24 protein-coding genes are annotated in these 26518 nt (G+C 70.1%); 14 read left to right on the forward strand and 10 right to left on the reverse strand.

The genetic code is table 11. From position 1 onward, the window contains the following. Positions 1-22 precede the first annotated feature (22 nt). Complete coding sequence (gene dapA, locus PARN5_RS0109260) at positions 23-898, reverse strand: 4-hydroxy-tetrahydrodipicolinate synthase (RefSeq protein ID WP_017999495.1); 876 nt, start codon at positions 896-898, stop codon at positions 23-25. A 104-nt stretch (positions 899-1002) separates the two neighbouring features. Here dapA and PARN5_RS0109265 point away from each other — a divergent pair, with 104 nt between their 5' ends. Continuing rightward, on the forward strand, positions 1003-3147 hold the full coding sequence (locus PARN5_RS0109265; RefSeq protein ID WP_017999496.1) for a lytic transglycosylase domain-containing protein: 2145 nt from the start codon (positions 1003-1005) through the stop codon (positions 3145-3147). Here the strand turns inward: PARN5_RS0109265 and PARN5_RS0109270 are convergent. The 4 genes from PARN5_RS0109270 to PARN5_RS0109285 all read right to left on the reverse strand — a co-directional run bounded on the left by PARN5_RS0109270 (position 3101) and on the right by PARN5_RS0109285 (position 7053). Continuing rightward, positions 3101-4072: a DMT family transporter gene (locus PARN5_RS0109270; protein ID WP_017999497.1), complete on the reverse strand. Its 972-nt coding sequence runs from the start codon at positions 4070-4072 to the stop codon at positions 3101-3103. The genes PARN5_RS0109265 and PARN5_RS0109270 overlap by 47 nt on opposite strands. Before the next feature lie 62 nt (positions 4073-4134). After that, the gene (locus PARN5_RS0109275) at positions 4135-4920 is read right to left on the reverse strand and encodes an inositol monophosphatase family protein (RefSeq protein ID WP_017999498.1); all 786 of its coding nucleotides are present in this window, start codon (positions 4918-4920) and stop codon (positions 4135-4137) included. Between the two features lie 76 nt (positions 4921-4996). After that, positions 4997-5698, reverse strand: coding sequence for a UTRA domain-containing protein (locus PARN5_RS0109280; protein ID WP_017999499.1), 702 nt, complete (start codon positions 5696-5698; stop codon positions 4997-4999). Next, positions 5695-7053, reverse strand: coding sequence for a formimidoylglutamate deiminase (locus PARN5_RS0109285; protein ID WP_017999500.1), 1359 nt, complete (start codon positions 7051-7053; stop codon positions 5695-5697). The genes PARN5_RS0109280 and PARN5_RS0109285 overlap by 4 nt, the downstream gene beginning before the upstream one ends. 97 nt (positions 7054-7150) lie before the next feature. Here PARN5_RS0109285 and hutI point away from each other — a divergent pair, with 97 nt between their 5' ends. The 11 genes from hutI to PARN5_RS0109340 all read left to right on the forward strand — a co-directional run bounded on the left by hutI (position 7151) and on the right by PARN5_RS0109340 (position 18981). Beyond that, complete coding sequence (hutI, locus tag PARN5_RS0109290; protein ID WP_017999501.1) at positions 7151-8353, forward strand: imidazolonepropionase; 1203 nt, start codon at positions 7151-7153, stop codon at positions 8351-8353. Next, entirely contained in the window at positions 8346-9887 is a 1542-nt protein-coding gene (gene hutH / locus PARN5_RS0109295; protein WP_017999502.1) for a histidine ammonia-lyase, read from the forward strand. The genes hutI and hutH overlap by 8 nt, the downstream gene beginning before the upstream one ends. Next, positions 9884-10675, forward strand: a complete 792-nt coding sequence (gene hutG, locus PARN5_RS0109300; protein WP_017999503.1) for an N-formylglutamate deformylase — start codon at positions 9884-9886, stop codon at positions 10673-10675. Before hutH ends, hutG begins: the two co-directional genes overlap by 4 nt. Next, the gene (locus PARN5_RS0109305; RefSeq protein ID WP_017999504.1) at positions 10672-11820 is read left to right on the forward strand and encodes a CoA transferase; all 1149 of its coding nucleotides are present in this window, start codon (positions 10672-10674) and stop codon (positions 11818-11820) included. Before hutG ends, PARN5_RS0109305 begins: the two co-directional genes overlap by 4 nt. Further along, positions 11817-12971 carry an acyl-CoA dehydrogenase family protein gene (locus PARN5_RS0109310; protein WP_017999505.1) on the forward strand — a complete coding sequence of 385 codons (1155 nt, stop codon included), beginning with the start codon at positions 11817-11819 and terminating at the stop codon, positions 12969-12971. The genes PARN5_RS0109305 and PARN5_RS0109310 overlap by 4 nt, the downstream gene beginning before the upstream one ends. Before the next feature lie 12 nt (positions 12972-12983). Continuing rightward, positions 12984-14648, forward strand: a complete 1665-nt coding sequence (hutU, locus tag PARN5_RS0109315; RefSeq protein ID WP_017999506.1) for a urocanate hydratase — start codon at positions 12984-12986, stop codon at positions 14646-14648. A gap of 79 nt (positions 14649-14727) precedes the next feature. Next, positions 14728-15525: a transporter substrate-binding domain-containing protein gene (locus PARN5_RS0109320; RefSeq protein WP_017999507.1), complete on the forward strand. Its 798-nt coding sequence runs from the start codon at positions 14728-14730 to the stop codon at positions 15523-15525. A 118-nt stretch (positions 15526-15643) separates the two neighbouring features. Beyond that, positions 15644-16291 (forward strand): amino acid ABC transporter permease, encoded by a 648-nt coding sequence (locus PARN5_RS0109325; RefSeq protein ID WP_017999508.1) that lies wholly within the window; start codon positions 15644-15646, stop codon positions 16289-16291. Further along, positions 16291-16947 (forward strand): amino acid ABC transporter permease, encoded by a 657-nt coding sequence (locus PARN5_RS0109330; protein WP_017999509.1) that lies wholly within the window; start codon positions 16291-16293, stop codon positions 16945-16947. Before PARN5_RS0109325 ends, PARN5_RS0109330 begins: the two co-directional genes overlap by 1 nt. 3 nt (positions 16948-16950) lie before the next feature. Continuing rightward, positions 16951-17721 carry an amino acid ABC transporter ATP-binding protein gene (locus PARN5_RS0109335; protein WP_017999510.1) on the forward strand — a complete coding sequence of 257 codons (771 nt, stop codon included), beginning with the start codon at positions 16951-16953 and terminating at the stop codon, positions 17719-17721. A gap of 159 nt (positions 17722-17880) precedes the next feature. Then, positions 17881-18981 carry an NADH:flavin oxidoreductase/NADH oxidase gene (locus PARN5_RS0109340; protein WP_017999511.1) on the forward strand — a complete coding sequence of 367 codons (1101 nt, stop codon included), beginning with the start codon at positions 17881-17883 and terminating at the stop codon, positions 18979-18981. A gap of 29 nt (positions 18982-19010) precedes the next feature. On the opposite strand, the gene PARN5_RS0109345 is transcribed toward PARN5_RS0109340, so the two are convergent. After that, positions 19011-20165 (reverse strand): patatin-like phospholipase family protein, encoded by a 1155-nt coding sequence (locus tag PARN5_RS0109345; RefSeq protein WP_017999512.1) that lies wholly within the window; start codon positions 20163-20165, stop codon positions 19011-19013. Between the two features lie 307 nt (positions 20166-20472). Here PARN5_RS0109345 and PARN5_RS0109350 point away from each other — a divergent pair, with 307 nt between their 5' ends. Continuing rightward, complete coding sequence (locus PARN5_RS0109350; protein ID WP_017999513.1) at positions 20473-21750, forward strand: hemolysin family protein; 1278 nt, start codon at positions 20473-20475, stop codon at positions 21748-21750. A 41-nt stretch (positions 21751-21791) separates the two neighbouring features. After that, the gene (locus PARN5_RS21870; RefSeq protein ID WP_017999514.1) at positions 21792-22715 is read left to right on the forward strand and encodes a hydrogen peroxide-inducible genes activator; all 924 of its coding nucleotides are present in this window, start codon (positions 21792-21794) and stop codon (positions 22713-22715) included. A gap of 56 nt (positions 22716-22771) precedes the next feature. Here the strand turns inward: PARN5_RS21870 and PARN5_RS0109360 are convergent, their stop codons facing one another. The 4 genes from PARN5_RS0109360 to PARN5_RS0109375 form a co-directional block, all read right to left on the reverse strand. Further along, positions 22772-23575 (reverse strand): TonB family protein, encoded by an 804-nt coding sequence (locus tag PARN5_RS0109360; protein ID WP_017999515.1) that lies wholly within the window; start codon positions 23573-23575, stop codon positions 22772-22774. Continuing rightward, positions 23572-24087, reverse strand: coding sequence for a TonB system transport protein ExbD (gene exbD / locus PARN5_RS0109365; RefSeq protein ID WP_017999516.1), 516 nt, complete (start codon positions 24085-24087; stop codon positions 23572-23574). The genes PARN5_RS0109360 and exbD overlap by 4 nt, the downstream gene beginning before the upstream one ends. 3 nt (positions 24088-24090) lie before the next feature. Beyond that, positions 24091-25272, reverse strand: a complete 1182-nt coding sequence (gene exbB, locus PARN5_RS25105) for a tonB-system energizer ExbB (protein WP_017999517.1) — start codon at positions 25270-25272, stop codon at positions 24091-24093. 152 nt (positions 25273-25424) lie between these two features. Next, positions 25425-26468, reverse strand: coding sequence for a siderophore-interacting protein (locus PARN5_RS0109375; protein WP_017999518.1), 1044 nt, complete (start codon positions 26466-26468; stop codon positions 25425-25427). Positions 26469-26518 lie beyond the last annotated feature (50 nt).

Here is a 26518-nt window from a genome sequence, read left to right on the forward strand (position 1 = left end):
CCCTGCGCTCTTCCGAGCCGGTTCAGATCAGCCCGGCATGCGCCATGGCCGCGTCGATCCGGGCCTTGGTCGCGTCGGTCAGCCCGACCAGCGGCAGGCGCACCTGCTCGCTGCACAGGCCCAGCCGCGACATGGCGTATTTCGCCCCCGCGACGCCCGGCTCCAGGAAGATCGCCACATGCAGCGGCATCAGCCTGTCCTGGTATTCCAGCGCCTTGGCATAGTCGCCGGCCAGCGTCGCCTCCTGGAACGCGGCGCAGAGCTTCGGCGCCACGTTCGCGGTGACCGAGATGCAGCCGACGCCGCCATGGGCGTTGAAGCCAAGCGCGGTCGCGTCCTCGCCCGACAGCTGCACGAAATCGGCGCCGCAGGTGGCGCGCTGCATCGACACCCGTTCCAGCTTGCCGGTGGCGTCCTTGACGCCGATGATGCGTGGCAGCTTCGCCAGTTCGCCCATGGTCTCGGGCGTCATGTCGATGACCGAGCGGCCGGGGATGTTGTAGATGATGATCGGAATGTCGCTGGCATCATGCAGCGCGGTGAAATGCGCGATCAGCCCGTCCTGCGTCGGCTTGTTGTAATAGGGCGTCACCACCAGCGCCGCGGCGGCGCCGGCCGCCTGCGCGTGCTGCACCAGCCCGATGCCTTCGCGGGTCGAGTTCGAGCCGGCGCCGGCGATCACCGGCAGGCGGCCGGCCGCCATGCGGATGACCTCCTCGATGACCTGGCGGTGCTCTTCGTGGCTGAGCGTCGGGCTTTCCCCGGTGGTGCCGACCGGGACCAGCCCATGGGTGCCTTGCGCGATATGCCAGTCCACCAGCTTCTCCAGCGCCGGGAGATCCAGCTCCCCGTCGGGGGTGAAGGGCGTGACCAGCGCGGGCAGGGAGCCTTTGAACATATGGGTATCCTGAGCTTTGTGATGCACAGGGGCTTACATCCCGGCGCGCGGCTTGCCAAGGATGTGAGTTGCAGGGCCCGTCCGAGTCCCGCAGAAATGAGGCCATGATGTATCCTTTCCGCGACAGGATTCTGGGACCGCTGCTGGCGCTGGGTCTGGGCTTTGCGATGCCGGCCGGGGCCGAGGATGCCGGCCACCTGGCGCGCGCGCTGGCCGCCGCCGGCGCCCGCGACTGGACCGCCGCCGGGATCGAGGCCGCGCAATCCGGCCCCATCGCCCGCGATCTGGTCGACTGGCAGCGGCTGCGCGCCGGGCAGGGTAGCTGGCCCGACTATCGCGATTTCGCCGCCCGCCACGCCGATTGGCCGGGCATGGCGCTGCTTTACAAGCGCGGCGATGCGCTTTTGCGCGCCGACCTGCCGCCGGCCGAGGTGATCTCCTGGTTCGGCCCGCGCCGGCCTGACACGCTGAACGGCGCCATGGCGCTGATCGCGGCCCTGCAGGCGACCGATCCGGCCGCCGCCAAGGCCGAGGCGCAGCGCTTCTGGACCGAACAGGCGCTGGCCAAGCCCGAGACCGAGGTTTTCCTTGCCGCCCATGGCGCCGCGGTCGCCGGGCTGCATGATGCGCGGCTGATGCGGCTGCTGGACCTGGGCGAATGGCAGGCGGCGCAGGTGACGCTGCCCCTGGCCTCGGCGCCCGCGCAGGCGCTGGGAAAGGCGCGGCTGGCGCTGCAATCGGGTCAGGCGGGGGTCGATGCCCTGATCCTGGCGCTGCCCGAGGCGCAGCGGGGCGATGCCGGCCTGGCGCTGGACCGCTTCCGCTGGCGGGTTTGGGCCAAGATGCCGGAACTGGCGCGCGACCTGATGCTGGAACGCTCGACCAGCGCCGAGGCGCTGCGCGACCCCGCCGCCTGGGCCGGCAAGCGCGCCGATTACGCCAGGCTGGCGCTGCGGCAGGGCGATTGGGCGCTGGCCGAGAAACTGGCTGCCGGGCATTTCATGCCGCCGGGCAGCGACGCATTTTCCGACCTGGAATGGCTCGCCGGCTATGCCGCGCTGCGGGCCGGGGCGCATGACCGGGCGCAGGCGCATTTCCGTGCGCTGGAACAGGCCGTCGCCAGCCCGATCTCGCTGTCGCGGGCGCATTACTGGCAGGGCCGGGCGCTGGAGGCCAAGGGCGACCGCGCCGGGGCCGAGGCCGCCTATGCCGCCGCCGCCGGCTGGCAATCGGCCTGGTATGGCCAGCTTGCCGCCGAAAAGCTGGGCCTGCCCATGCAGGAGGCGCTGGCGATCCCCGGCCGGTCCGAGACGACGCTGCCCGACTGGCGCGGCTCGGCCCTGCGCGGCAATGGCGTCTGGCAGGCCGGGGTCTGGTTGGTCGCGGCCGGCGCGCCTGACCAGGGCCAGCGCTTCTTCCTGCACCTGGCCGAGACCGCCGCGCCCGAGGATATCGGCCGCATGGCCCGGATGATGCTGGAGCTGCGCATGCCCTGGCACGCGCTGCGCCTGGCCAAGGCCGCCGCCGCCAAGGGCACGGTCTATCCGGCGGCCTATTTCCCGCTGACCGGGCTTGAACATACCGCCCTGGGCCTGCCGCCGGAACTGGTCATGGCCATCGCCCGGCGGGAAAGCGAGTTCAACCACACGGTGTCCTCGCATGCCGGCGCGCTGGGGCTGATGCAGGTCATGCCCGACACGGCGCGGTCCATGGCGAGGAAGCTGGGCGAGCCCTTCGACCAGGCGCGGCTGACCCGCGACGCGGCCTATAACGCCCGGCTGGGCGCGGCCTATCTGGCGGGCCTGCGCGACCGCTTCGGGCCTTCGGTGGCGCTGGTCGCGGCGGGCTACAATGCCGGGCCGGGGCGCTCGGCGCGCTGGCTTCGGGATTTCGGCGACCTGCGCGGCGCGGTCGATCCGGTGGATTGGGTCGAGATGATCCCCTTCGACGAAACCCGCAACTATGTCATGCGGGTGGCCGAGGCGCTGCCCATCTATCGCGCCCGCATCAAGGGCGCGGCGGTGCCGCTGGTGCCGAGCTGGGACCTGACCGGGGGCGGCGCGATGCCGGCGCCGGCGCCGCCGCCGATCCGGCTGGCAGGCTCGGCCCGGCCGGTGATGCCGGCGCGGACGCTGGTGGGCTATGGCTCGGGCGGGGTGCTGGCCGAGGTGCTGGGCCCGGCGCCGCTGGTCGAGGCGGCGGTCAGCGGGACCCGGCCCGCTCGCGCTGGCGGGAACGCCACCAGGTGAACATGCCGGCAAAGACCACGATGCCGCCGCCGATGGCCACGTTCGGGGCCAGCGTCTCGCCGAAGATGGTCACGCCGAAGATGCTGATCCAGACGAGCTGCGTATAGGAGAACGGCTGCAAGGCCGAGGCCTCGGCCAGTTCATAGGCCTTGATCAGCAGGAAATGCCCCATGACGCTGGTCACGCAAAGCGTCAGCAGCCAGGGAATGTCGGGGCCGGCGATCGGCTGCCAATACCAGACCCCGACCAGGGTGCTGGCAAAGGCCCCGGCGATGCCGGTCCAGAAGAAGCTGACCATGGCGCTGTCGTCGCGCGCCACCAGCCGCGTCAGCAGCCCATAGACGGCATACATCAGCGCGCCCACGAAGGGCAGGATGGCGTCGTGGCTCAGCGCGCCGCTGCCGGGGTTCAGCACGATCATGATGCCGATGAAGCCGACCGCGACGGCGGCCCAGCGGCGCCAGCCGACCTTTTCGCCCAGGATCGGCCCCGACAGCGCCGAGATCAGCAGCGGATAGCAGGCAAAGATCGCATGGGTGTTGATCAGGCCCAGCCGGACGAAGGCCTCGATCACCACCACGACCTCGACCACCAGCAGCACGCCGCGCGCGATCTGCGCCAGCGGCCGGCGCGAATGGATCACCCGCGACAGCCCGCCCTGGCTGCGCGCGCAGAGCAGGATCACGAAGAGCGCGAAGAACCAGTAGCGCAGCATCACGATGAAGATCGGCGAATAGACCGCGGCGAGGTGGCGCGAGACGCCGTCCTGCGCCGCGAAGATGAAGGTCGAGCCGCAGATCATCAGGATCGCCGTGCCCTGCCGGTCGGCCCGGGGACGGGCCAGCGGCGGCGGGACGGCCGGGGGCTGCGAGGCCGGCGACATCAGCGGGCCGGTCCGGGGCCCGGTCTGGGGATTGTCTGGCATGGCGCGATTCCAAGGCTGGACCCCCGCCATGCGCCCCGGCGGGGGAAAGGTCAACCGGCGGCTTAGTCCGGGCGGCGGATGATCTCGGCGAATTCGCCGAAAAGCTGCGGGTTCGCGGTCACGACCGAGCCGGTCTCGAGCGGGTTCTCGCCCCGGATCGGCTCCAGCCGGCCGCCGGCCTCTTTCACCAGCAGAATGCCGGCGGCGATGTCCCAGGGCTGGTTGCCGCGTTCCCAATAGCCGTCGAAGCGGCCGGCCGCGACATAGGCCAGGTCCAGCGAGGCCGCGCCCCAGCGCCGCACGCCGGCGGTCAGCGGCATCAGCCGGCCGAGGTCGCGCAGCGTCGCCGGCAGCATCGGCCGGCCGGCGAAGGGCACGCCGGTGGCAAAGATCGCCTCGATCATCTGCCGGCGGCCGGAGACGCGGATGCGGCGGTCGTTCAGGAAGGCGCCGTCGCCGCGCTCGGCGGTGAACAGTTCGTCCTTGGCGGCGTCGAAGACGACCGAGGCGACGATCTCGCCCTTGTGCTCCAGCGCGATGCTGACCGCCCAATGCGGCAGGCCGTGCAGGAAGTTGGTGGTGCCGTCCAGCGGGTCGACGATCCAGCGCCGGGTCGGGTCCTCGCCGGCTTCCTCGCCGGTCTCCTCGCCCAGCCAGCCATAGTTCGGGCGGGCGTTGCGCAGCTCTTCCTTGATGATGCGTTCGGCCTCGCGGTCGGCGCGGCTGACGAAATCGCCGGCGCCCTTGACCGAGACCTGCAGGTTTTCCACCTCGCGGAAGTCCTTGACGAGGCTGCGGCCCGCCTTGCGCGCGGCCTTGATCATGATGTTGAGATTGGCGCTGGCCATGGGGATTCCTTTTTCGGGATTGGCGCCTCTATTAGGGCAAGGCCAGGCGGAAGTGAAGGTCGGGCGGACGTGAAGGTCAGGGCGTGGCGATCAGCATATAGCCGGGGTGAAAGGCCAGCCGGGCCGAGGTGATCGCGCCCAGGTCGTTGAAGGTGGTGCGCTGCAGGATCAGAAGCGCGGTGCCCTGCCGGGTCTCCAGCAGCCTTGCGTTGCGGGCATCGGCGTTCTCGGCCGAAAAGGCCATGTCGGCCCGCGACCAGGGGAAATTGCGCACCAGCCACTCGTTGGCGTTGATGCGCTGGAAGTCGATGGCCTCGGCGCCCGGCGCCGCGACCGGGTTGATCCAGCGATCCTCGACCTGGAAGGGCCGGCCGTCGCCGTAATGCACGGTGCGCAGGTGGATCAGCACCCGGCCCTCGGGCAGGGCCATGCGGGCGGCGGCCTCGGCCGGCAGGGGCGAAAGCTTCTGCGCCACGACGCGGTGGCTGTATTCCATGCCCGCGCCCTCGATCTGCTCGCGCACGATGGGGATGGTCAGCGTGGCCTTGCGGGCCGGGTTCACCGTGACATGGGTGCCGGCCCGGCGCTTGCGGTCCAGAAGCCCCTCTTCGGCCAGCAGTTGCAGGGCCTTGTTCACCGTGGCGCGGGCGACGCCGAATTCGACCGCCAGTTCGGCCTCGTCCGGGATGCGGTCGCCCTGCCGCCATTCGCGGTCGACGATGCGGCGGCGCACCTCGCTGGTGATGGCTTGCGCCTTGCTGGCGGATTTCTCGGTCACATGCGGTCCTGAAGCCGGGCGATGGTTGCCAGATAATCGGCGATGATGCGGTCATGGTCCATATGTCTGCCGCCTTGCACGACATGGCGGCCGGCGGCCCAGACATCGCGGACCAGCCCGTCATGGCCGGCAAAGACCAGGCTGTCGAGCATCTCGTCGCCCTTGCGGCCCGCCATCACCGGATTGGCCCGGTCGATGGCCACCAGATCGGCCCAAAGGCCGGGTGCAATCGCCCCGGTCTCGCGCCCCGCCGCCGTCGCGCCGCCGTCAAGCCCCGCCTGATACAGCACCCGGCCGGTCGAGCGTTCCGGCGTGGCCAGGACCGCCCGACCGCGGTCGCGCAGGCGCTGGCTGTATTCCAGCGTGCGCAACTCCTCGACCAGCGAGATGCGGATGTTGCTGTCCGAGCCGAAGCCGTAGCGTCCGCCGGCCTCGGCCCAGATCGTGCCGTTGAAGATGCCGTCGCCCAGGCTGGATTCGGTGATCGGGCACAGGCCCGCCACGGCGCCGGTGGCGGCCAGGCGGCGGGTCTCGTCCTCGGTCATGTGGGTCAGGTGGATCAGGGTCCAGCGCCGGTCGGGGCTGTGGTTCTCCAGCAGCCATTCGACCGGGCGGCGGCCATAGGCGGCGCTGATCTCCTCGATCTCGGGCACCTGCTCGGCCAGGTGCATGTGCAGGGGGCGGTCGGGGCGCAGGCCCACGCATTCCGCCAGCCCCTCGGGCGAGACGGCGCGCAGGCTATGCGGCGCAATGCCGACGCCGGCGTCGGCGGGCAGGGCGCGCAGCGCGGTCTCGGCGCCCTCGACCAGCCGCAGGAATTCCTCGGGCGTGGTGCCGAAACGGTTCTGGCCCGGCGCCAAGGCCCGGCGGTCGGTGCCGCCGAACTGGTAATGCACCGGCAGAAGCGTCAGGCCGATGCCCGAGCGCGCGGCGGCGGCGGCGATGCGTTCGGCCATCTCGGCGAGATTGTCGTAATGACCGCCGCCGGGCCGGTGGTGCAGATAGTGGAACTCGACATTGGTGGCATAGCCGGCCTCCAGCATCTCCATCTGCACCAGCGCCGCGATGGATTCGACATCCTCGGGCGTCAGGTGGTCAAGGAAGCGGTACATGATCTGGCGCCAGGTCCAGAAGGTGTCGCGCGGCTCCGGCCCCTTGGCCTCGCTGAGCCCGGCCATGGCGCGCTGGAAGGCGTGGCTGTGCAGGTTCGCCAGCGCCGGCAGCAGCAGCGGCACGGTCGCGCCGCCGGTGACGCCGGCCTCGACGCCGGCGATTCGGCCCCGATCCACCGTCACGCAGACATTTTCCGCCCAGCCATCGGGCAGCAAGGCCCGTTCTGCCCAGATCTTTTCCATTGCGCCGCCCTTTTCTGTGCGAAAATAAGTTTAGACATAGACCGGAATTAAGTTTAGACATAGAAGCAACGAGAAATCAATCCGGGACGAATGGCCGATGCAGGTTTTCAGCAATGCCCAGATCGCGACCATGGCTGATCCGTCAGGGGGTTACGGGCTGATCGACCGCGGCGCCCTTGTCGTCGAGGATGCGCGAATCAGCTGGGTCGGCGCCGAATCCGATCTGCCGGCGCGCTATGCTGGCGCGACGCGACAGGATCTGGGGGGGCGGCTGGTCACGCCGGGGCTGATCGACTGCCACACCCATATCGTCTTTGGCGGCGACCGCGCCCGCGAATTCGAGATGCGGCTGGAGGGCGCCAGCTATGAAGAGATCGCCCGCGCCGGCGGCGGCATCCTGTCCAGCGTCCGCGCCACCCGCGCGGCGGACGAGGCCGCGCTGGTGAAAGCGGCGCTGACCCGCGTCGACCACCTGATCGCCGAGGGCGTGACCACGATCGAGATCAAGTCGGGCTATGGCCTGACCGTCGCCGACGAGTTGAAGATGCTGCGCGTCGCCCGGCTGATCGAGGCGCGCCGCCCGGTTCAGGTCCGCACCACCTGGCTGGCTGCCCATGCCCTGCCGCCGGAATACAAGGACGACCGCCAGGGCTATATCCGCGACGTGGTGCTGGCCGGGATGGATGCCGCCCATGCCGAGGATCTGGCCGACGCCGTGGACGGTTTCTGCGAGGGCATCGCCTTTTCCCGCGAGGAAATGGCGGCGATCTTCGATCATGCCAAGACCCTCGGCCTGCCGGTGAAGCTGCATGCCGAGCAGCTTTCCGACCTGCATGGCGCGGCCATGGCGGCCGAGCATGGCGCGATCTCGGCCGACCACCTGGAATGGCTGGGCCAGGACGGGGTCGATGCCATGGCGGCTTCGGGCACCGTTGCCGTGCTGCTGCCCGGCGCCTTCTATACGCTGCGCGAGACCAGGCTGCCCCCCGTCCAGGCGCTGCGCGATGCCGGGGTGGCGATGGCGCTGGCGACCGATTGCAATCCCGGCACCTCGCCGCTGACCTCGCTGCTGCTGACGATGAACATGGGCGCGACGCTGTTTCGCATGACGCCCAGCGAATGCTTGGCCGGCGTCACCCGCAACGCCGCCCGCGCCCTGGGCCTGACCGACCGGGGCGTGATCGCCGCCGATCTGCGCGCCGACCTGGCGATCTGGGACGTCACCCATCCGGCGGAGCTGACCTATCGCATCGGCTTCAACCCGCTTCACTCCCGCATCTTCGGAGGCGACTTTGTCTGAACTGATCTTGATCCCCGGCGAAACCACCCTGGCGCAGCTCGAGCGCGTCTGGCGCGAGGGGCTGGCCGTGCGGCTGGCCGACAGCGCCCGTCCCGGCATCGCCGAATCCGCCGCCCGCATCGAGGCCGCGGCCAATGGCGACGTGCCGGTCTATGGTGTGAACACCGGCTTCGGCAAGCTCGCCTCGATCAAGATCGCGTCCAAGGACACCGCGACGCTGCAAAGGAACCTGATCCTGTCGCATTGCTGCGGCGTGGGCGAGCCGGTCGAGCCGGAAACCGTGCGCCTGATCCTGGTGCTGAAGCTTCTGTCGCTGGGCCGCGGCGCCTCGGGCGTGCGTCCCGAGGTCATCGCGCTGATCGAGGCGATGCTGGCGCGCGGCGTGCTGCCGGTGATCCCGTCGCAGGGCTCGGTCGGGGCCTCGGGCGACCTGGCGCCGCTGGCGCATATGGCCGCCGCCATGCTGGGTGAGGGCCGCGCGGTCTATCAGGGCCGCGAGATGCCCTCGGCCGAGGCGCTGGCGAGCGCCGGCCTTGCGCCCGTGGTGCTGGCCGCGAAAGAGGGGCTGGCGCTGATCAACGGCACCCAGGTCTCGACCGCCTTCGCGCTGGCGGGGCTGTTCGACGCCTTCGCCTCGGCCCGGGCGGCGCTGGTCACCTCGTCGCTGTCGACCGATGCGATCATGGGCTCGACCGCGCCCTTCCTGGACGAAATCCACACGCTGCGCGGCCATCGCGGCCAGATCCTCGCGGCGCGGACCATCCGGGCGCTGATGGAGGGATCCGAGATCCGCGAGAGCCATCGCGAGGGCGATACCCGCGTCCAGGATCCCTATTGCATCCGCTGCCAGCCGCAGGTGACGGGCGCCTGCATCGACCTGCTGACCCAGGCCGCGCGCACGCTGGAGATCGAGGCCAATGCCGCGACCGACAACCCGCTGGTGCTGGTCGGCGCCGACCGCATCGTCTCGGGCGGGAACTTCCATGCCGAGCCGGTGGCCTTCGCCGCCGACCAGATCGCGCTGGCCATTGCCGAGATCGGCGCGATTTCCCAGCGCCGCATCGCGCTGATGGTCGATCCGGCGCTGAGCCATGACCTGCCGCCCTTCCTGACCCCCGATCCGGGGCTGAATTCGGGGCTGATGATCGCGGAAGTGACCTCGGCCGCGCTGATGAGCGAGAACAAGCATCTGGCGACGCCGTGCTCGACCGACTCGACGCCGACTTCGGCGAACCAGGAGGATCACGTCTCCATGGCCGCGCATGGCGCGCGCCGGCTTCGCCGCATGAACGCGAACCTGGCGCAGATCCTGGGCATCGAGGCGCTTTGCGCCAGCGCCGGCGTCGAGTTCCGCGCGCCGCTGAAGACCTCGGTCGTGCTGCAAAAGGTCATCGCCACGCTGCGGGCGGTGATCCCGGCGCTGGACCAGGACCGCTACATGGCCCCCGACCTGGCCGAGGCGGCGCGGCTGATCCACGACGGCACCCTGGTCGCGGCGGTGCCCGCAGGTCTGCTGGCCGAGGTGACGGCATGATCCCGGTCGAGGTCGTCCAAGGCGCGGGCCCGGTCATCTTGGGCCTGCCGCATACCGGGACCTGGCTGCCCGACGAGATCCGCACGGCGCTGAACCCGCGCGGGCAGGTGCTGGCCGATACCGACTGGCATATCCACCGGCTCTATGACGGGCTGCTGCCCGGCGCGACCACGGTGCGGGCGACCTTCCACCGCTATGTCATCGACGCCAATCGCGGCCCCGACGACGCGAGCCTCTATCCCGGCCAGAACACCACCGGCCTGGTGCCGCTGACCGATTTCGACGGCGCGCCGATCTGGGAGGTGGAGCCGACCGCCGAGGACATCGCCGCCCGCAAGGCGCAGTTCCACGCCCCCTATCACGCCGCGCTGGCCGCCGAGATTGCGCGGGTGAAGGCGAAGCACGGGGTGGCGATCCTTTATGACTGCCACTCGATCCGCTCGGTGATCCCGTTCCTGTTCGACGGCGTGCTGCCGGATTTCAACATCGGCACCAACAGCGGGGCGTCCTGCGCGCCGGCCATCGAGGCCGCCACGCAGGAGGTCGCAGCCGCGACGGGCCGGACCCATGTTCTGAACGGCCGCTTCAAGGGCGGCTGGACGACGCGGCATTACGGCCAGCCGGGGCAGGGCGTCCACGCGATCCAGATGGAACTGGCGCAGGCGACGCATCTGGCGACCGAGGCCCCGCCCTTTGCCTATGACGAGGCCAAGGCCGAGGCGCTGCGGGTGCCGCTGAAGGAGATCCTGACCCGCCTTGCCGCGCTGGCGCCGGAGCTGCGGGCATGAAGCCGCTTACGGGCATCAAGGTGCTGGACCTGTCCCGCGTGCTGGCGGGGCCCTATTGCACCGCGCTTCTGGCCGATCTGGGGGCCGAGATCATCAAGCTGGAGCCGCCCTCGGGCGACGACTACCGCCATATCGGCCCGTTCAAGGACGGCGAAAGCGCGCTGTTCACGCTGAACAACCGCGGCAAGCAAAGCCTGGTGCTGGACCTGAAGAACCCCGCCGACCTGGCACTGGCGCGTGCCATCGCGGCAAAGGTGGACGTGGTGGTGGAAAACTTCCGCCCCGGCGTTGCGGCCCGGCTGGGGCTGGGTGCCGAGGAACTGCGCGCGGCGAATCCGCGGCTGGTCTATTGCTCGATCTCGGGCTTCGGCCAGGACGGGCCGTTCCGCGACCTGCCGGCCTATGACCTGGTGGTGCAGGCCATGTCGGGGCTGATGGCCGGCACGGGCGAGGAGGGCGGCGCGCCGCTGAAGACCGGCGAAAGCATGGCCGACCTGATCGCCGGCCTGTTCGGCAGCTGGGCGATCATGGCAGCGCTGGTCAATCGCAACGCCACCGGGCAGGGCGCCACGCTGGACGTGGCCATGTATGACGCGCTGTTTTCCATGCTGACCACCAGCCATGCGCTGCATCTCTATGCCGGGGTGCTGCCGCAGCGGGTGGGCAACCGCCATCCGCTCTCCACCCCCTTCGGCTGCTTTGCCACCAGCGACGGGCAGGTGGTGATCGCGGTGCTGAACCCTCGCCAGTTCACAGCGCTCGCCACGCTGATCGGCGCGCCCGAGGCTGCGGACGACCCGCGCTTTGCCAGCGACGAAAGCCGCACCGCGCATGAGCCGGACCTCAAGCGCCTGATCGAGAGCTGGTCGCGCGACCTGACCACCGAGGAAGCCGTCGCCGCCCTGGCCGGCGCGGGCCTGCCCGCCGCGCCGATCTGGGACATTGCCCAGGCGGCGGGCAACGAGCATGCGCAGACGCGCGGGCTGGTCAGCCGCCTGCCGCATCCGGTGCTGGGACTGGCGCCGACCATCGGCCAGCCGGTGCGCTTCGACGGAGAGAAACCCGTGGCCGAGACCTCGGCCCCGCGGCTTGGCGGCGACCGCGCCGCCATCCTGCGCGCATTCGGATTGGAGGAGACCGCATGAGCGACGACTGGCCCATGCTGGCCGAAGAGGAACGGCTGTTCTGCGACGTGCTGGAGCGGATCTGCGCCGAGCGGATCGCGCCCAAGGCCGCCGAGACGGACGAGACCTCGGCTTTCGTCCATGACCAGCTTGCCCTGCTGGGCGAGGCCGGCATGATGGGCGCGAACCTGCCCGAGGCATGCGGCGGCTCGGGCATCTCGGCCCCGGCGCTTTTGCGGGCGGTCGCCATCGTGGCGGGGGCCTGCGGCTCCACGGCCTCGGCGCTGACGGCGCATTACCTGGCGACCGACTCGATCCTGATCGGCGGGTCTGAATCGCAAAAGCAGCAATGGCTGCCGAAAGCCGCCGCCGGCGAGGCGCTGGGGGCCTTCGCCCTGACCGAGCCGACCGCCGGCTCGGACCCCGCCGACATGAAGACCCGTGCCCGCCGCACGGAAACCGGCTGGCACCTGAAGGGCACGAAATGCTTCATCTCGAACGGCGGCGTGGCGGATTTCATCACCGTCTATGCGGTGACCGACCCCGACAAGGGCCATCGCGGCATCTCGGCCTTCATCCTGCCCAAGGGCACGCCGGGGCTGGAGCCGGGCGCGCCGGAAAGGACCATGGGGCTGAAGGGCGGGCATGTCTTCACCCTGAACCTCGACTGCCAGCTGCCCGAGGAGGCGCTGCTGGGCGAGGCGGGCAGGGGCTTCCGCACCGCCATGCAGGTGCTCGACAACGGCCGCATCGAGGTCGCGGCGCAATGCCTGGGGCTGGCGAAAGCGGCCATGGATGCCGCCATCGCCTATGCCAAGGACCGCGTGATCGGCGGCGAGCGGCTGACCGACCGGCAGGGCATCCGCTGGATGATCGCCGACATGGGCGTCGCCTATCGGCAGGCGCTGCTGCTGTCGCAGGACGCCGCGCGCCAGCGCCAGCACGCCCATGACCACGGCGGGCGCTTCTCGCTCGCCTCCAGCATGGCCAAGCTTGCCGCCAGCGAGGCGGCGGGCCGGATCGCCGATACCGCGCTGCAACTGCATGGCGGCTATGGTTACACCCGCGACTTCCCCATCGAGAGGATCGCCCGCGACCTGCGCATCATGCGCATCTACGAGGGCTCCTCGGAAATCCAACGCATCATCATTTCCGGCAACATGCTGGCCTGAACGGAGAGAGACATGGACAATCCCCGTCACAATACCCGCGACATCTTCCCGCCCACCGGCACCGAGATCACCGCGAAAAGCTGGCTGACCGAGGCGCCCATGCGGATGCTGATGAACAACCTGCATCCCGACGTGGCCGAGAACCCGCATGAGCTGGTGGTCTATGGCGGCATCGGCCGCGCCGCCCGCACCTGGAAGGATTTCGACCTGATCGTGGACAGCCTCAAGAAGCTGGAGACCGACGAGACCCTGCTGGTGCAATCCGGCAAGCCGGTCGGCGTGTTCAAGACCCACAAGGACGCGCCGCGGGTGCTGATCGCCAACTCGAACCTGGTGCCGCATTGGGCGAACTGGGACCATTTCAACGAGCTGGATAAGAAGGGTCTGGCCATGTACGGCCAGATGACCGCCGGCTCGTGGATCTATATCGGGTCGCAGGGCATCGTTCAGGGCACCTACGAGACCTTCGTCGAGGCCGGGCGCCAGCATTACGGCGGCAACCTGAAGGGCAAGTGGATCCTGACCGGCGGGCTTGGCGGCATGGGCGGCGCCCAGCCTCTGGCCGCGGTCATGGCCGGCGCCTGCTGCCTGGCGGTGGAATGCGACGAGACCCGCGCCGATTTCCGCCTGCGCACCCGCTATGTCGATGAAAAGACTCACAGCCTCGACGAGGCGCTGGAGATGATCGACCGCTGGACCAAGGCCGGCGAGGCGAAATCCGTGGCGCTGATCGGCAATGCCGCCGACGTGTTCCCGGAACTCGTCCGCCGCGGCGTGCGTCCCGACATCGTGACCGACCAGACCTCGGCCCATGATCCGGTGCATGGCTATCTGCCGCTGGGCTGGACCGTGGCCGAATGGCGTGCGCGGCAGGAGACCGACCCCAAGGCCGTCGAACGCGCCGCCCGCGCCTCCATGCGCAAGCAGGTCGAGGCGATGGTGGCCTTCCACGACCAGGGCATCCCGACCGTCGATTACGGCAACAACATCCGTCAGATGGCGCTGGAAGAGGGCTTCGAGCGCGCCTTCGCCTTTCCGGGCTTCGTGCCGGCCTATATCCGGCCGCTGTTCTGCAAGGGCATCGGCCCGTTCCGCTGGGCGGCGCTGTCGGGCGATCCCGAGGACATCTACAAGACCGATCAGAAGGTCAAGGAACTGGTCGACGACCCGCATCTGCACAACTGGCTGGACATGGCGCGCGAGCGCATCAGCTTCCAGGGCCTGCCGGCGCGGATCTGCTGGGTCGGCCTTGGCATCCGCCACAAGCTGGGCCTCGCCTTCAACGAGATGGTGCGGAACGGCGAGCTGAAGGCGCCCATCGTCATCGGCCGCGACCATCTCGACTCGGGCTCGGTCGCCTCGCCCAACCGCGAGACCGAGGCGATGCAGGACGGCTCGGACGCGGTCAGCGACTGGCCGCTGCTGAATGCGCTCTTGAATACCGCCTCGGGCGCGACCTGGGTGTCGCTGCACCATGGCGGCGGCGTCGGCATGGGATTCTCGCAGCATTCCGGCATGGTGATCTGCTGCGACGGCAGCGAGGATGCCGATGCGCGGCTGGCGCGCGTGCTGTGGAACGACCCGGCCACCGGCGTCATGCGCCATGCTGACGCGGGCTATCAGATCGCGCTGGACTGCGCGCGGGAGCACGGGTTGAATCTGCCCGGGATTCTCTGATCCAAGGGGCGCGGGTGCGCAACGCACCGCCCCCGCGCCCGTCACCTGTCCAACAACGGAGAAAGACATGAGTTTTCGCATGAGCCTGAAAGCCGCCGCCATCAGCCTGATCGCGCTGGGCACCGCCGCGCAGGCCGACCAGCTGGCCGACATCAAGGCGGCGGGCAAGATCGTCACCGCGACCGACATGCATTATGCCCCCTTCGACATGCTGTCGAACGGCACCTATGAGGGCATGACCAAGGACCTGTTCGACGAGGTCAGCAAGGAAATCGGCGTCGAGCCGGTCTATCAGGACATCCCCTGGACCGCCGAGCTGCCGGGCCTCGAAGTCAAGAAATTCGACATCGTCATCGCGCCCGTCACCATCACGCCCGAGCGGCTGGAGCGTTACACCTTCACCCTGCCGATTGCCGATGCCACCGTCTCGCTGGTCAAGGCCGCGAACAGCGACCTGAAGAAGCCCGAGGACATCAAGGGCAAGACCGTCGGCGTCCAGCAGGGCACCGCGCAGTTCAAGCAGCTGCAAGCCTATGGCGAAAGCCTGGGCGGCGTGGACGTCAAGGAATACGGCACCACCGACGAGGCCTATGCCGACCTGGTCGCCGGCCGGCTGGACGCGGTGGCGGGCTCGCTGCCGAACCTGACCTATCTGGTCAAGAACCGCCCCGAGAGCTTCGCGCTGTTCGAGCCGGCGCAATTCGGCCAGCCGACCTATTTCGCCTGGGTGCTGCGCAAGGATGCCGACAGCGACAGCTTCGCCAAGGCGATCAACGACGCGCTGCTGAAGATGACCGACGACGGCCGCGTCAAGGCGATCCAGGAGAAATGGCTGGGCAGCTATACCGAACTGCCGCGCGAAGTCCCGGCGAACTGAGCCACGCCGGCGCGGGGCCAGCGCGCCCCGCCCGGACCTTCCGGCGCCCTGCCGCGCGCCGGACGCAAGACGCGGGCAACGGGGATGGTCCCCGCCCGCCATCGTCAGGAAGGCGCGCATGTTTTCGATCCCTGTCTTTCTTGAAAGCTTCCAGCCGCTGTTCTGGGCCGCGCGCTATACGCTGCTGATCTCGGTCCTGGGCATCGGCCTGGGGCTGGTGATCGGCACGCTGGTCTGCGCAGCGCGGCTGTCGCCCTATCCGGCGCTGCGCGCCTTCGGCGGGCTCTGGGTCAGCTTCCTGCGCGGCGTGCCGCTGCTGGTGCAGCTTCTGGTGTTCTATTACTCGCTGCCGGTGATCGGGGTCGACATCCCGGCCACCGCCGCCGCGGTGATCTGCGTCGGCGTCTGCGCCAGCGCCTATATCAGCGAGATCTGGCGCGGCGCCATCGCCGCCCTGCCGCGCGGCCAGACCGAGGCGGCGACCGCCATCGGCATGACCCCGCGCGACACCTGGATCCGGGTGATCCTGCCGCAGGCCTTCACCCTGTCGCTGCCGGCGCTGGTCAATGAGCTGATCCTGCTGGTCAAGGCCAGCTCGCTGGTCTCGGTGGTGGGCATCCTGGAGATCACCCGCGCCAGCCAGGCCCAGGCCGCGACCACCTTCCGCCCGCTGGAAGTCTATATCGCGGCGGCCTGCATCTATCTGGCGATCAACCTGTGCCTTGCGGCGCTGGGACGTTACCTCGAACACAGGACGGCCGTGTGATGGACCTGATCGAACAATACGGACCGATGCTGCTGCGCGGCTTCGGCATCACCGTGCTGTGCTGGATTCTCGGCACGATCTTCGGCATGGCGCTGGGGCTGGTGATCGCGCTGGTCCAGCGTTACGCGCCGCGCCCGGTGCGCTGGCTGATCCAGGTCTATATCGAGGTGATCCGCGGCACGCCGTTCCTGGTCCAGCTTTTCGTGCTTTATTACGGCGGCCCGCTGGTCGGGCTGCGGCTGGACGCGCTGCCGGCGGGCCTTCTGGGCCTGACCATCTATGGCAGCCCCTATTTCGCCGAGATCTTCCGCTCGGGCTTCCGCGCCGTGCCGCATGGCCAGATCGAGGCCGCCCGCGCCATCGGCATGGCCGAGCCCGCCATCATCCGCCGCATCCTGCTGCCGCTGGGCCTGGTGTCCTCGCTGCCGGCGCTGGTCAATTTCTCGATCATCCTGACCAAGGAGACGGTGATCCTGTCCATCATCACCGTGCCCGAGCTGATGTATCAGGTCAGCCGCATGTCGACCGAGACCTTCCGCTATGTCGAGGCGAACCTGGTGCTGGCGCTGTTCTTCTGGTTGCTGGTCGAGACGATCAGCCGGCTCGGCCGCCGGTTCGAGCGCCGCATCACCCAACATCTGATCGAAAGGACCTGAACGATGCAGGCATCCTCCGTCGAGATCCGCAAGGTCAACAAGTTCTACGGCCCCTTCCACGCGCTGAAGGACGTGGACCTGTCCATCCCGCCCGGCAAGGTGACCTGCCTGATCGGGCCCTCGGGCTCGGGCAAGTCGACGCTTCTGCGCTGCATCAACTTCCTCGAGGAATACGACTCGGGCGAGATCCGCATCGACGGCCAGCTGATCGGCTATGAGAGCCCGGGCCGCAAGATGTCGGGCCGCCGCTTGCGCGAGATGCGGCGCGGCATCGGCATGGTGTTCCAGCAGTTCAACCTGTGGCCGCATATGACCGCGCAGCAGAACGTGGCCGAGGGGCTGATCCGCGTGCGCGGCCTGGCGCGGCCCGAGGCCGAGCGGCGCGCCGCCGAGGCGCTGGCCAAGGTCGGGCTGGCCGACAAGATGGGCAACCACCCGGCGCGGCTGTCGGGCGGCCAGCAGCAGCGCGTCGCCATCGCCCGCGCCATCGCCATGGAGCCGCGGCTGATGCTCTTCGACGAGCCGACCTCGGCCTTGGACCCCGAACTGGTGGGCGAGGTGCTGAACGTGATGAAGGCGCTGGCCGCCGAGGGCATGACCATGGTCGTGGTCACGCATGAGATGGGCTTCGCCGCCCATGTCGCCGACCAGGTCGCCTTCATGGAAAAGGGCGAGCTGGTGGCGGTGGACAGCCCGCAGGGCATCTTCCAGGTGCCGAAGGACCAGCGCATCCAGAACTTCCTGCGCACCTATCACGAGCGCAACAGCTTCTGACGGGGCGCGCGGGGGCTCTGCCCCCCGCCTGGCCGGCCCCTCGACGGGGCCGGCCAGGCGTCCCCCGGGATATTTCCACAAGAAAGAAAGCCGGGGCCGTGGGGCTTGCGCTGGGGCCTGGGCGGCATAACTGACAGGGGCAACTTGCAGGAGCGCCTCATGTCCAAGCTATTCGAGCCGATCACCTTGGGTCGGCACAGCCTTCGCAACCGCATCGTCATCGCGCCCATGTGCCAGTATTCCGCCAAGGACGGCTGCATGACCGACTGGCATATGCAGCACCTGGGTAGCCTGGCGCAGTCCGGCGCCGGCATCCTGACCATCGAGGCGACCGCCGTCACGCCCGAGGGGCGCATCTCCCATGCCGATGTCGGGCTTTACGATGCGGCGACCGAGGCCGCGATGGGCCGGGTCATGCGGGCCATCCGCGATTGGTCGGACATGCCGGTCGCGATCCAGCTGGCCCATGCCGGGCGCAAGGCCTCGACCGCGCGGCCCTGGGACGGCGGGGCGCAGATCGCGCCGGATGCGGTGGACGGCTGGCAGACACTGGCGCCCTCGGGCCTGGCCTATGCCGCCGGTGACAATCCGCCCGAGGCGCTGGATGCGGCGGGGCTTGACCGCATCCGCGAGGCCTTTGCCGAAGCCGCGCGCCGCGCCCTGCGGCTGGGCATCGACGCGATCCAGATCCATTGCGCGCATGGCTACCTGCTGCACGAATTCCTGTCGCCGCTGTCGAACCGGCGCGACGACGAATACGGCGGCAGCCTGGAGAACCGCATGCGCTTTCCGCTGGAGGTCTTCGAGGCCGTGCGCGCCGCCGTGCCCGAGGGCTTTCCGGTCACGGTCCGGGTCTCGGGCACCGACTGGGTCGAGGGCGGCTGGGACGTCGAGAGCACCGTCGCCCTTGCCAGGGCGCTCGAGGCGCGGGGCTGCGACGCGATCCATGTCTCCTCGGCCGGGCTCGACCCGCGCCAGGCGATCCCGGTCGGGCCGAACTACCAGGTGCCGCTGGCGCGGGCGGTCAAGGCGGCCGTCTCGATGCCCGTCATCGCCGTGGGTCTGATCACCGAGCCCGAGCAGGCCGAGGCGATCCTGGGCACCGGCGATGCCGACCTGATCGCCATCGGCCGGGTCGCGCTTTACGATCCGCGCTGGCCTTGGCATGCGGCGGCGAAGCTGGGCGACAGCCTGCCGGTGTCGCCGCAATACCTGACCGCCGCGCCGCGCCATGCGCGCGGGCTGTTCCAGCGCGGCTGACCCGATCCCGCGCGCGGCGGCCCGGGGGCTCAGCCCGCCAGGTCGCCGTGATGCGGGTCGTGCATGTCGAAGACCAGCATGCCGTCCTCGGGCAGCTTGCGGCCGGTCCAGGCCGGATGGCGCAGCGAGCGCTCCGCGTCGTCCAGCCCGTCGCGCCAATGATCCAGCATGGACAGGCGCGAGAATTCGTAATCCTTGGAGGTGCCTTCGTAATCGGCGTGCCGATGGATCAGGTGCATCAGGCTGACCGGCTGCGAAGGTCCGGCCTCGATCAGCCGCTGCAGGTCGGGATCGTCGCGGAACTCGGCCGGCAGCCGGGCTTGCAGCCGCCGCGCGGCGCGGGCCAGCGCATGGCGGGCGCGGAATTCGTCGGTGTTGAGCCGGGTGCGGCTGGAGAAGCGGATCTCGCGCTCGCGCTGCTCGACATGGGCCATGGTATGGGGCAAGCCGTCGCGCGCGGGATAGAGGTCGACCTGATAGATGCAGAGCGGGCGCTGGTGCGGCTTTTCCAGCACCACCTGCAGCGGCGAATTCGACACCAGCCCGCCATCCCAATAGTGCCGGCCGTCGATCTCGACCGCGGGAAAGCCCGGCGGCAGCGCGCCCGAGGCCATGATGTGATCGACGGTGATCCGGGTCTCGCTGCTGTCGAAGCTGGTGAAATTGCCGGTCTGCACGTCGACGGCGCAGACCGTCAGCCGGGGGCCGGCAGCGTTCAGCAGGTCGAAGTCCACCAGTTCCAGCAGCGTCTCGCGCAGGGGCGCGGTGTCGTACCAGCTGGTCTGGCGCATCAGCCCGGGCAGGAACGAGAACAGGTCCGGCATGCGCGGGCGAAAGAAGCCCGGCGCGCCCAGCATGGTGGTCATCGTCGCCCGGCTTTCGTTGCAGAAGGCGCGCATCTGGTCGGGCAGCAGCGCGCCCTCCAGCGGCGTGCCCATCAGCCAGGGCGCGCTGGTCACGCCCTCCCAGAAGCGGCGCAGCGCCGGAAGCCGCCGGCTCGGCGGGTTGCCGGCGATCAGCGCCGCGTTGATCGAGCCGATCGAGATCCCGGCCAGCCATTCCGGCTCCTGCCCGGCCTTGCACAGCGCCTCATAGGCGCCGGCCTGATAGGCGCCAAGCGCCCCGCCGCCCTGCAGGACGAAGACGATTTTCTCGGGTTCTCGGCTTTGGCTTGCGACCATCATGACACCATTCAACACGCATCTCGGGCTGGCAGGCTAGGACGCCGGCAGGCGGATTTCCATAAGCCTCTGCAATCCGGGGGGAAATCTTGCCGTAACGTCAACTTGCGCAAACCCGCGCCCGGCCGGGGCTTTCGGGCAAAAAAGCCGCGACAAGCGTTGCCCTGCGGCGCGGGCGGTCTATATTGGCGCATGACCCAAGCGGAGCCAGACGCCGATACGCGCATGATCGACGATCCTTGTGAGAGACGGGCGGCCTTCTGCCGCGCTCTCGGCCCGGCCCATTCCCGAAAGCACCCGAGTCCCTCCCATGTGGATTGAGATTGCGATTGTCCTTGTCCTGACGTTGCTGAACGGCCTGCTGGCCATGTCCGAGCTGGCCATCGTCTCGGCCCGCCCGGCGCGGCTGAAGGTGATGGCCGAGCGCGGCGACCGGGGCGCGGAGACCGCGCTTGTCCTGGCCGAGGATCCGGGACGGTTCCTGAGCTCGGTGCAGATCGGCATCACCCTGGTCGGCGTGCTGTCGGGCGCCTTTTCCGGCGCCACGCTGGGCGCGCGGCTGGCGGCGGCGCTGCCGGGCTGGGGCGTGCCGGCCTCGGTCGCGCAGCCCTTGGGCATGGGCGGCGTGGTGGTGGCTATCACCTATCTGTCGCTGATCCTGGGCGAACTGGTGCCGAAGCAGATCGCGCTGCGCGCGCCCGAACAGATGGCGGCCCGCGTCGCGCCGCTGATGCGCGCCATTTCCAGGGTGGCGGCGCCGCTGGTCTGGCTCTTGGACCGTTCCGGCAAGCTGGTGCTGGCCTTGCTGGGCCAGTCCGGCAACGACCGCCAGGGCATCAGCGACGAGGAGATCCGGCTGATGATTTCCGAGGCCGAGTCGGCGGGCGTCATCCACCGCGCCGAGACCGAGATGATCGCCGGCGTCATGCGCATTGCCGACCGCTCGGCCCGCGGGCTGATGACGCCGCGCCGCGACATCCCGGTGATCGACGTCGCCGACAGCTGGCAGGAGATGGCGCGCAAGTTCCACGACAGCCGCCGCACCCGCCTGCCGGTGGGCGACGACGACCCGAACAACCTGATCGGCGTCGTGGCCAGCGTCGACCTGATGTGGCAAAGCCGCGCCCAGGCCATCGACCTGCGCGAGGTCATGCAGCCCGCCCCGATCATCCCCGAGACCATGGATGCGCCCGAGGTCATCGCCCGGCTGCGCGCAGCACCGGGGCAGATGCTGCTGGTCTATGACGAATACGGCCATTTCGAGGGCGTGGTGACGCCGATGGACGTGCTGGAGGCGATCACCGGCGAATATGCCGGCCTGGACGATGACGAGCCCAAGATCGTCGAGCGCGACGACGGCAGCCTGCTGGTCGCCGGCTGGATGCCGGCCGACGAATTCGCCGACCGGCTGGGCGTGCCCTTGCCCGAGGACCACGATTATTCCACCGCCGCCGGTCTGGTGCTGGAGCTGGCCGGGCAATTGCCGCAGGCCGGCGACCGCGTGGACTGGCAGGGCTGGCGCATCGAGGTCGTGGACCTGGACGGCCGCCGCATCGACAAGCTGCTGGTGGACCGGCTGCCCCTCTAAGCCGGGATTGTCATGGCGGCAGCTGGTGATAGGCTGGGGTTATGAACTTCACCCTGCGCCAGATCACCTATTTCCTTGCCGTGGCCCGGATGGGCAATTTCGGCCGCGCGGCCGAGACGGTGCATGTCTCGCAGCCGGGCCTGTCGAGCCAGATCGCCCAGCTCGAGGGCCGGTTGGGCGGCGCGCTGTTCGAGCGTGGCGCCGGCGCCGGCCCGGTGCGGCTGACCGCGCTGGGCGAGCGGCTGCTGCCGCTGGCGCAGGAGCTGATCGATACCGCCAAGCGGCTGGATGCGGCTGCGCGGGCCGGGCGCTCGGCGCTGTCGGGGCGGCTGCGGCTGGCGATCATCCCGACCGTCGCGCCCTATCTGATCCCGCATCTGGTGCCGGCGCTGCGGGCCGCGCATCCGGCGCTGGAACTGGAGCTGCACGAGGTCGTCACCGACGATCTGACCGCCGGCATTGCCAGCCACCGTTTCGACGCCGGCATCATGGCGCTGCCGGTGGGCGAGGCCGGGCTCGAGGCCGTGCCGGTGCTGCGCGACAGCTTCCTGATCGCCCTGTCCGAGGATGACACCACCTATCTGTCCGGCCCGGCGCGGCCCGAAAGCATCCAGGCCGAGCGGCTGCTCTTGCTGGCCGACGGGCATTGCCTGCGCGACCAGGCGCTGGAGGTCTGCGGGCTGCGCAACCCGCGCCGCAAGCTGAACCTCGAGGCGGCCTCGATGGCGACGCTGATGCGGATGGTGGCCAGCGGCATGGGCATGACACTGATCCCGCAACTGGCGCTGGCGGATGAGAACCGCGACGGGCGGCTGCGGATCGTGCCCTTTGCCGATCCGGCGCCCTCGCGCGACCTGGCGGTGGTCTGGCGCCGCAATGCCGAGGCCGGGGCCGATGCCCGCGCCCTGGCCGAGGTGGTGCGCGGCCTTGCGCCGGTGCTGGGCGTGGCGGCGATCCCAACCTGACGCGGCGGGGTCGGCTGCAATGGAAACCGCCGGCCAAGGCGGCCGGCGGTTCGCGGCTAGTCGATCCTGACCGGCAGGGTCAGGGTCATGCTCCTGCCCGAGGGATGCGCGGGCAGGCGCGGCATCCGCGCGACCTGGCGGCTCAGCGCCGCGTCATTCGCCGCATTCCCGGTCGAGCTGGCCAGCCTGGCGCCCGCCACCCGGCCGCTGGGATCCACGGTGAAGTTCAGGTTCACCACGATCGCGCCCTGTCCCTTGATCCGGGTGCGTCTCATGTGGCGCGACACGGCCGAGTTCACCTTGGACTGCCAGCTGGCGATCTGGCGCGGACTGGCGACGCCGGCGTCGGCGGTGGGCGCGGCGGTGCGGTCGGATTTCGGCGCGCGCACCTGTGTGGTGGCCTTGCGGGCCTCCTGCTTTTCGGGCGCGCGCTCCTTGACCTCGCGCTTTTTCTCCACCGGCTTCTTTTCGACGATCTTCGGCTCGGGCTCGGGCTCCGGCTTCTCGGGGCGCTCGCGGGGCCGCTCGGACTTTTGCAGCACCACCGCGTCGGGCGGCGGCGGGAACAGCGTGTTCATGTCCGGGATCTGCTCGAGCTCCGGCAGCGGCAGGTCGATCTCGGGCTCGGGCTCCGGTTCGGCCTCGGCCAGCTCGGGCATCTCTTCCTCTTCCGGCGGCGCGGCGGCCTCGGGCAGCGGGGCCAGTTCGACGAAGACCGGCTCGGGCAGGCCCGGCGGCGCGGCCGCCTCGGCGCTGTGCAAAAGCCACAGCGCCCCGCCCAGATGCGCCGCCAGGACCAGGACGGCCGCCCCGCCCCAAAGCGCGCCGTCGCGCAGCGCCATGGCGGATCTGGTGGTCATGGCCGGGGTGCTCCTCCGGTTGCGGGCGCGGCAGCGGCGGGCGCGGCCGGGGCAGGGGCCGCCGCCGCATCAGGCGCGGTGCCGGGCGCCGCGGGCGCGGCTTCCAGCCCGACCAGCGCGATCTTCAGATAGCCGGTTTCGCGCAGCGTGTTCATGACGCCCATCAGGTCGCCATATTGCACTTCCTTGTCGGCACGCAGGAAGATACGGGTTTCCTTGTTGTTCTCGGTCGCCGCGCCTAGGGCGGCGGCCATCCCGCCGGCGGGCACGTCCTCATTGCCGATCGCCAGCGTCAGGTCGGGCTTGACGGTGACATAGACCGGCTGGTCGGGACGCTGCGCCGGAGTCGCGTTCGACACCGGCAGGTCCACGTTCACATCGACCGTCGCCAGCGGCGCCGCCACCATGAAGATGATGAGCAGCACCAGCATCACGTCGATGAAGGGGGTGACGTTGATCTCGTGGTTCTCGACCAGATCGTCGCCCTGGGTTTCGCGAATGCCGCCGGCCATGGCTCAGACCTCCGAGCGCGCGACGGCGCCACGGAAATCGAGGTCGCGGCTGACCAGCCGGCGCACCCCGGCCGAGGCATTGGCAAGCCGCAGCCGGTAGCCGGTGATGGCGCGGGCGAAGACGTTGTAGATCACCACGGCCGGGATGGCCGCGACCAGGCCGATGGCGGTGGCCAGCAGCGCCTCGGCGATGCCCGGCGCCACCACGGCCAGGTTGGTGGTCTGCGCCTGCGAGATGCCGATGAAGCTGTTCATGATGCCCCAGACGGTGCCGAACAGCCCGACGAAGGGCGCGGTCGAGCCGATCGTCGCCAGGACGCCGGTGCCCCGGCTCATGCGGCGGCCGGCGACGGCCTCGATGCGGTCCAGATGCGACTCGACGCGCTCCTTGACGCCGCTGTCGCCGGCCTGGTCCAGCGCCGGGGCCGAGCGGTCGTATTCGGTCGCGGCGGCGCGGATCATGCGCGAGACCGGGTCGCGGCGGCGGCCGGCGGCGCTGAGGGCCGAGGGCAGGCTGGTCGCGGTCTCGATCCGGCGGATGCCGGATTGCGCGCGCTTCATGGCGCCGGCCAGTTCCAGCATCTTGGCGACCAGCACGGTCCAGGTGATGACCGAGGCGAATGCCAGGCCGATCATCACGCCCTTCACCACCCAGTCGGCGGCCAGGAACATGCCCCAGGGCGACAGGTCATGCGGCAGGGTCGGGTCGCGCGGGGCTGGGTTCAGCATCGGCTCGAGCGCGTCTTGCAGCGCCTGCGGCAGGATGCTGGAGCCGGCCGGTTCGGGCTGCGCCTGGGGCGCCGCGGCTTGGGCGGCCGGCGTTTCGGCCGGGGCGGCTGCGGGGGTCTCGGGGGCAGACGGGGCGGGGGTGCTGGCCGCAGGGGCGGGGGTGGCGGTGGTCGCGGCCGGCTCCGTCGTCGCCGGCGCGGGGGCCGGCGTGGTCGGCTCTGCGGCGGGGGTGGTGGCCGGGGCCGGGGTGGCCGGCATCTCGGCGGCCGGGGTTCCGGCTTCCGGGGCGGTCGTCGACGGCGCGGTCGCCGGGGCGGGCTGGGTCTGGACCTCGGGCGCGGCCGGGGCCGGCTGGGTCGCCGTGCTGTCCTGGGCGGCGATGGGCGTGGCCAGCATCAGGCAGGCAAAGGCCAGGGCGGTCCCCGCGCGATGGCGCGGCAGCGTCAGGTTGGTCATGGTGATCCTTAGTCTTTCCGGCATTCGATCCGTCCGCTTCTTGCTTGGGCTCGGCACATGCGAAAACGCGCCGCCTTGACGCCTTTGGCCGCGGCTTGGCGTTCGTATCGAACAGCAAGGTAAAATTGTCAACTATTGCGCCCGACAAAGCGTTAATCTTTGTCGTTCCAATAGGCGGAGAGGTGGGTTTGCCCGCTATGGTGGTGCAATTCGCCCAAGATCACCGCCTTCAGCGAATCGATTCCCGAGCGGGCCGTGGCGATCCACAGGAAGCAGCCCGGGTCGGGCGGGCTGGCGCGCAGCCGCCCGCACAGCGCCGCCGCGCCCTGCGGCAGGTGGTGTCGCCGGATGCCGGGCGCGGGCGGGAAAGGATAGTCCGCCCGGGCGCCGAGCAGGAAGAGGTCGCCCTCGGCGCTGCCGGCGCGGGCTTCCAGGATGCGGGCCAGCGCCGGATAGGCGGTCTCGTCGCCGCCGAGCAGCAGGCGCGGCGCCTGCGGGATGCCGCCGCCGCTGGGGCCGAGCAGCCCGGCCCGCGCGCCGGCCGTTGCGGTGCGGGCCCAGGCGAAGGCGCGGCCGCCGGCATGGTCGAAGATGTCCAGATCCAGCCAGCCCCGGTCGGGGTCGATGGCGCGGGTGGTATAGACCGGGCGGTGCAGCGCCCTGGCGCCGCGCGGCCAGACCACCTGGCCATTGCCGCCCAGCACCGGCCATTCCGGGGCCGCGTCGCCGGGCTGCGGCAGCACCAGGCGGAAATGCAGCGAATCGCCCCCGGCAAAGCGGTGCAACCCCGGCGCCTCCAGCCGCACGCGCCAGAAATCCGTGCTGATCCGGTGCGAGGACACCAGCCGCGCTAAGCTGAAATTCGCCGGCGGCCGGCCGGCATCGGCGCCCGAGGGCCAGCGCAGCGCCGCCGCGGCCGCGGGCAGGTGATGCGCCAGGTGCTCGCCGATGGCCTGCTGCATCGCGGCCAGAGCGTCGGCGCGATGGGCGCGGGCAAAGACCAGCACGCCGTCGCCGCGCTTCCTGGCGCCGAACTCGCCCTGCTCGACCTGGCACCAGATCGAGCGGCCGTGGCCGGTGTGCAGGTCCAGGCCATGTTCGGTGGCCTCGGCCCGGATCAGCTGCTCGATGGGGGCGAAATCCTGGCCGGGCAGCAGGGCCTCGGACTGGAATTCGGGCAGGGGCGTGGTGCGCATGGCGGGGTCCGTTCGCGGTTCGCCGTCAGGGTCGGGCCTGCGCGGGCGCC

The sequence above is a fragment of the Paracoccus sp. N5 genome (assembly GCF_000371965.1).
Lineage (GTDB): Bacteria > Pseudomonadota > Alphaproteobacteria > Rhodobacterales > Rhodobacteraceae > Paracoccus.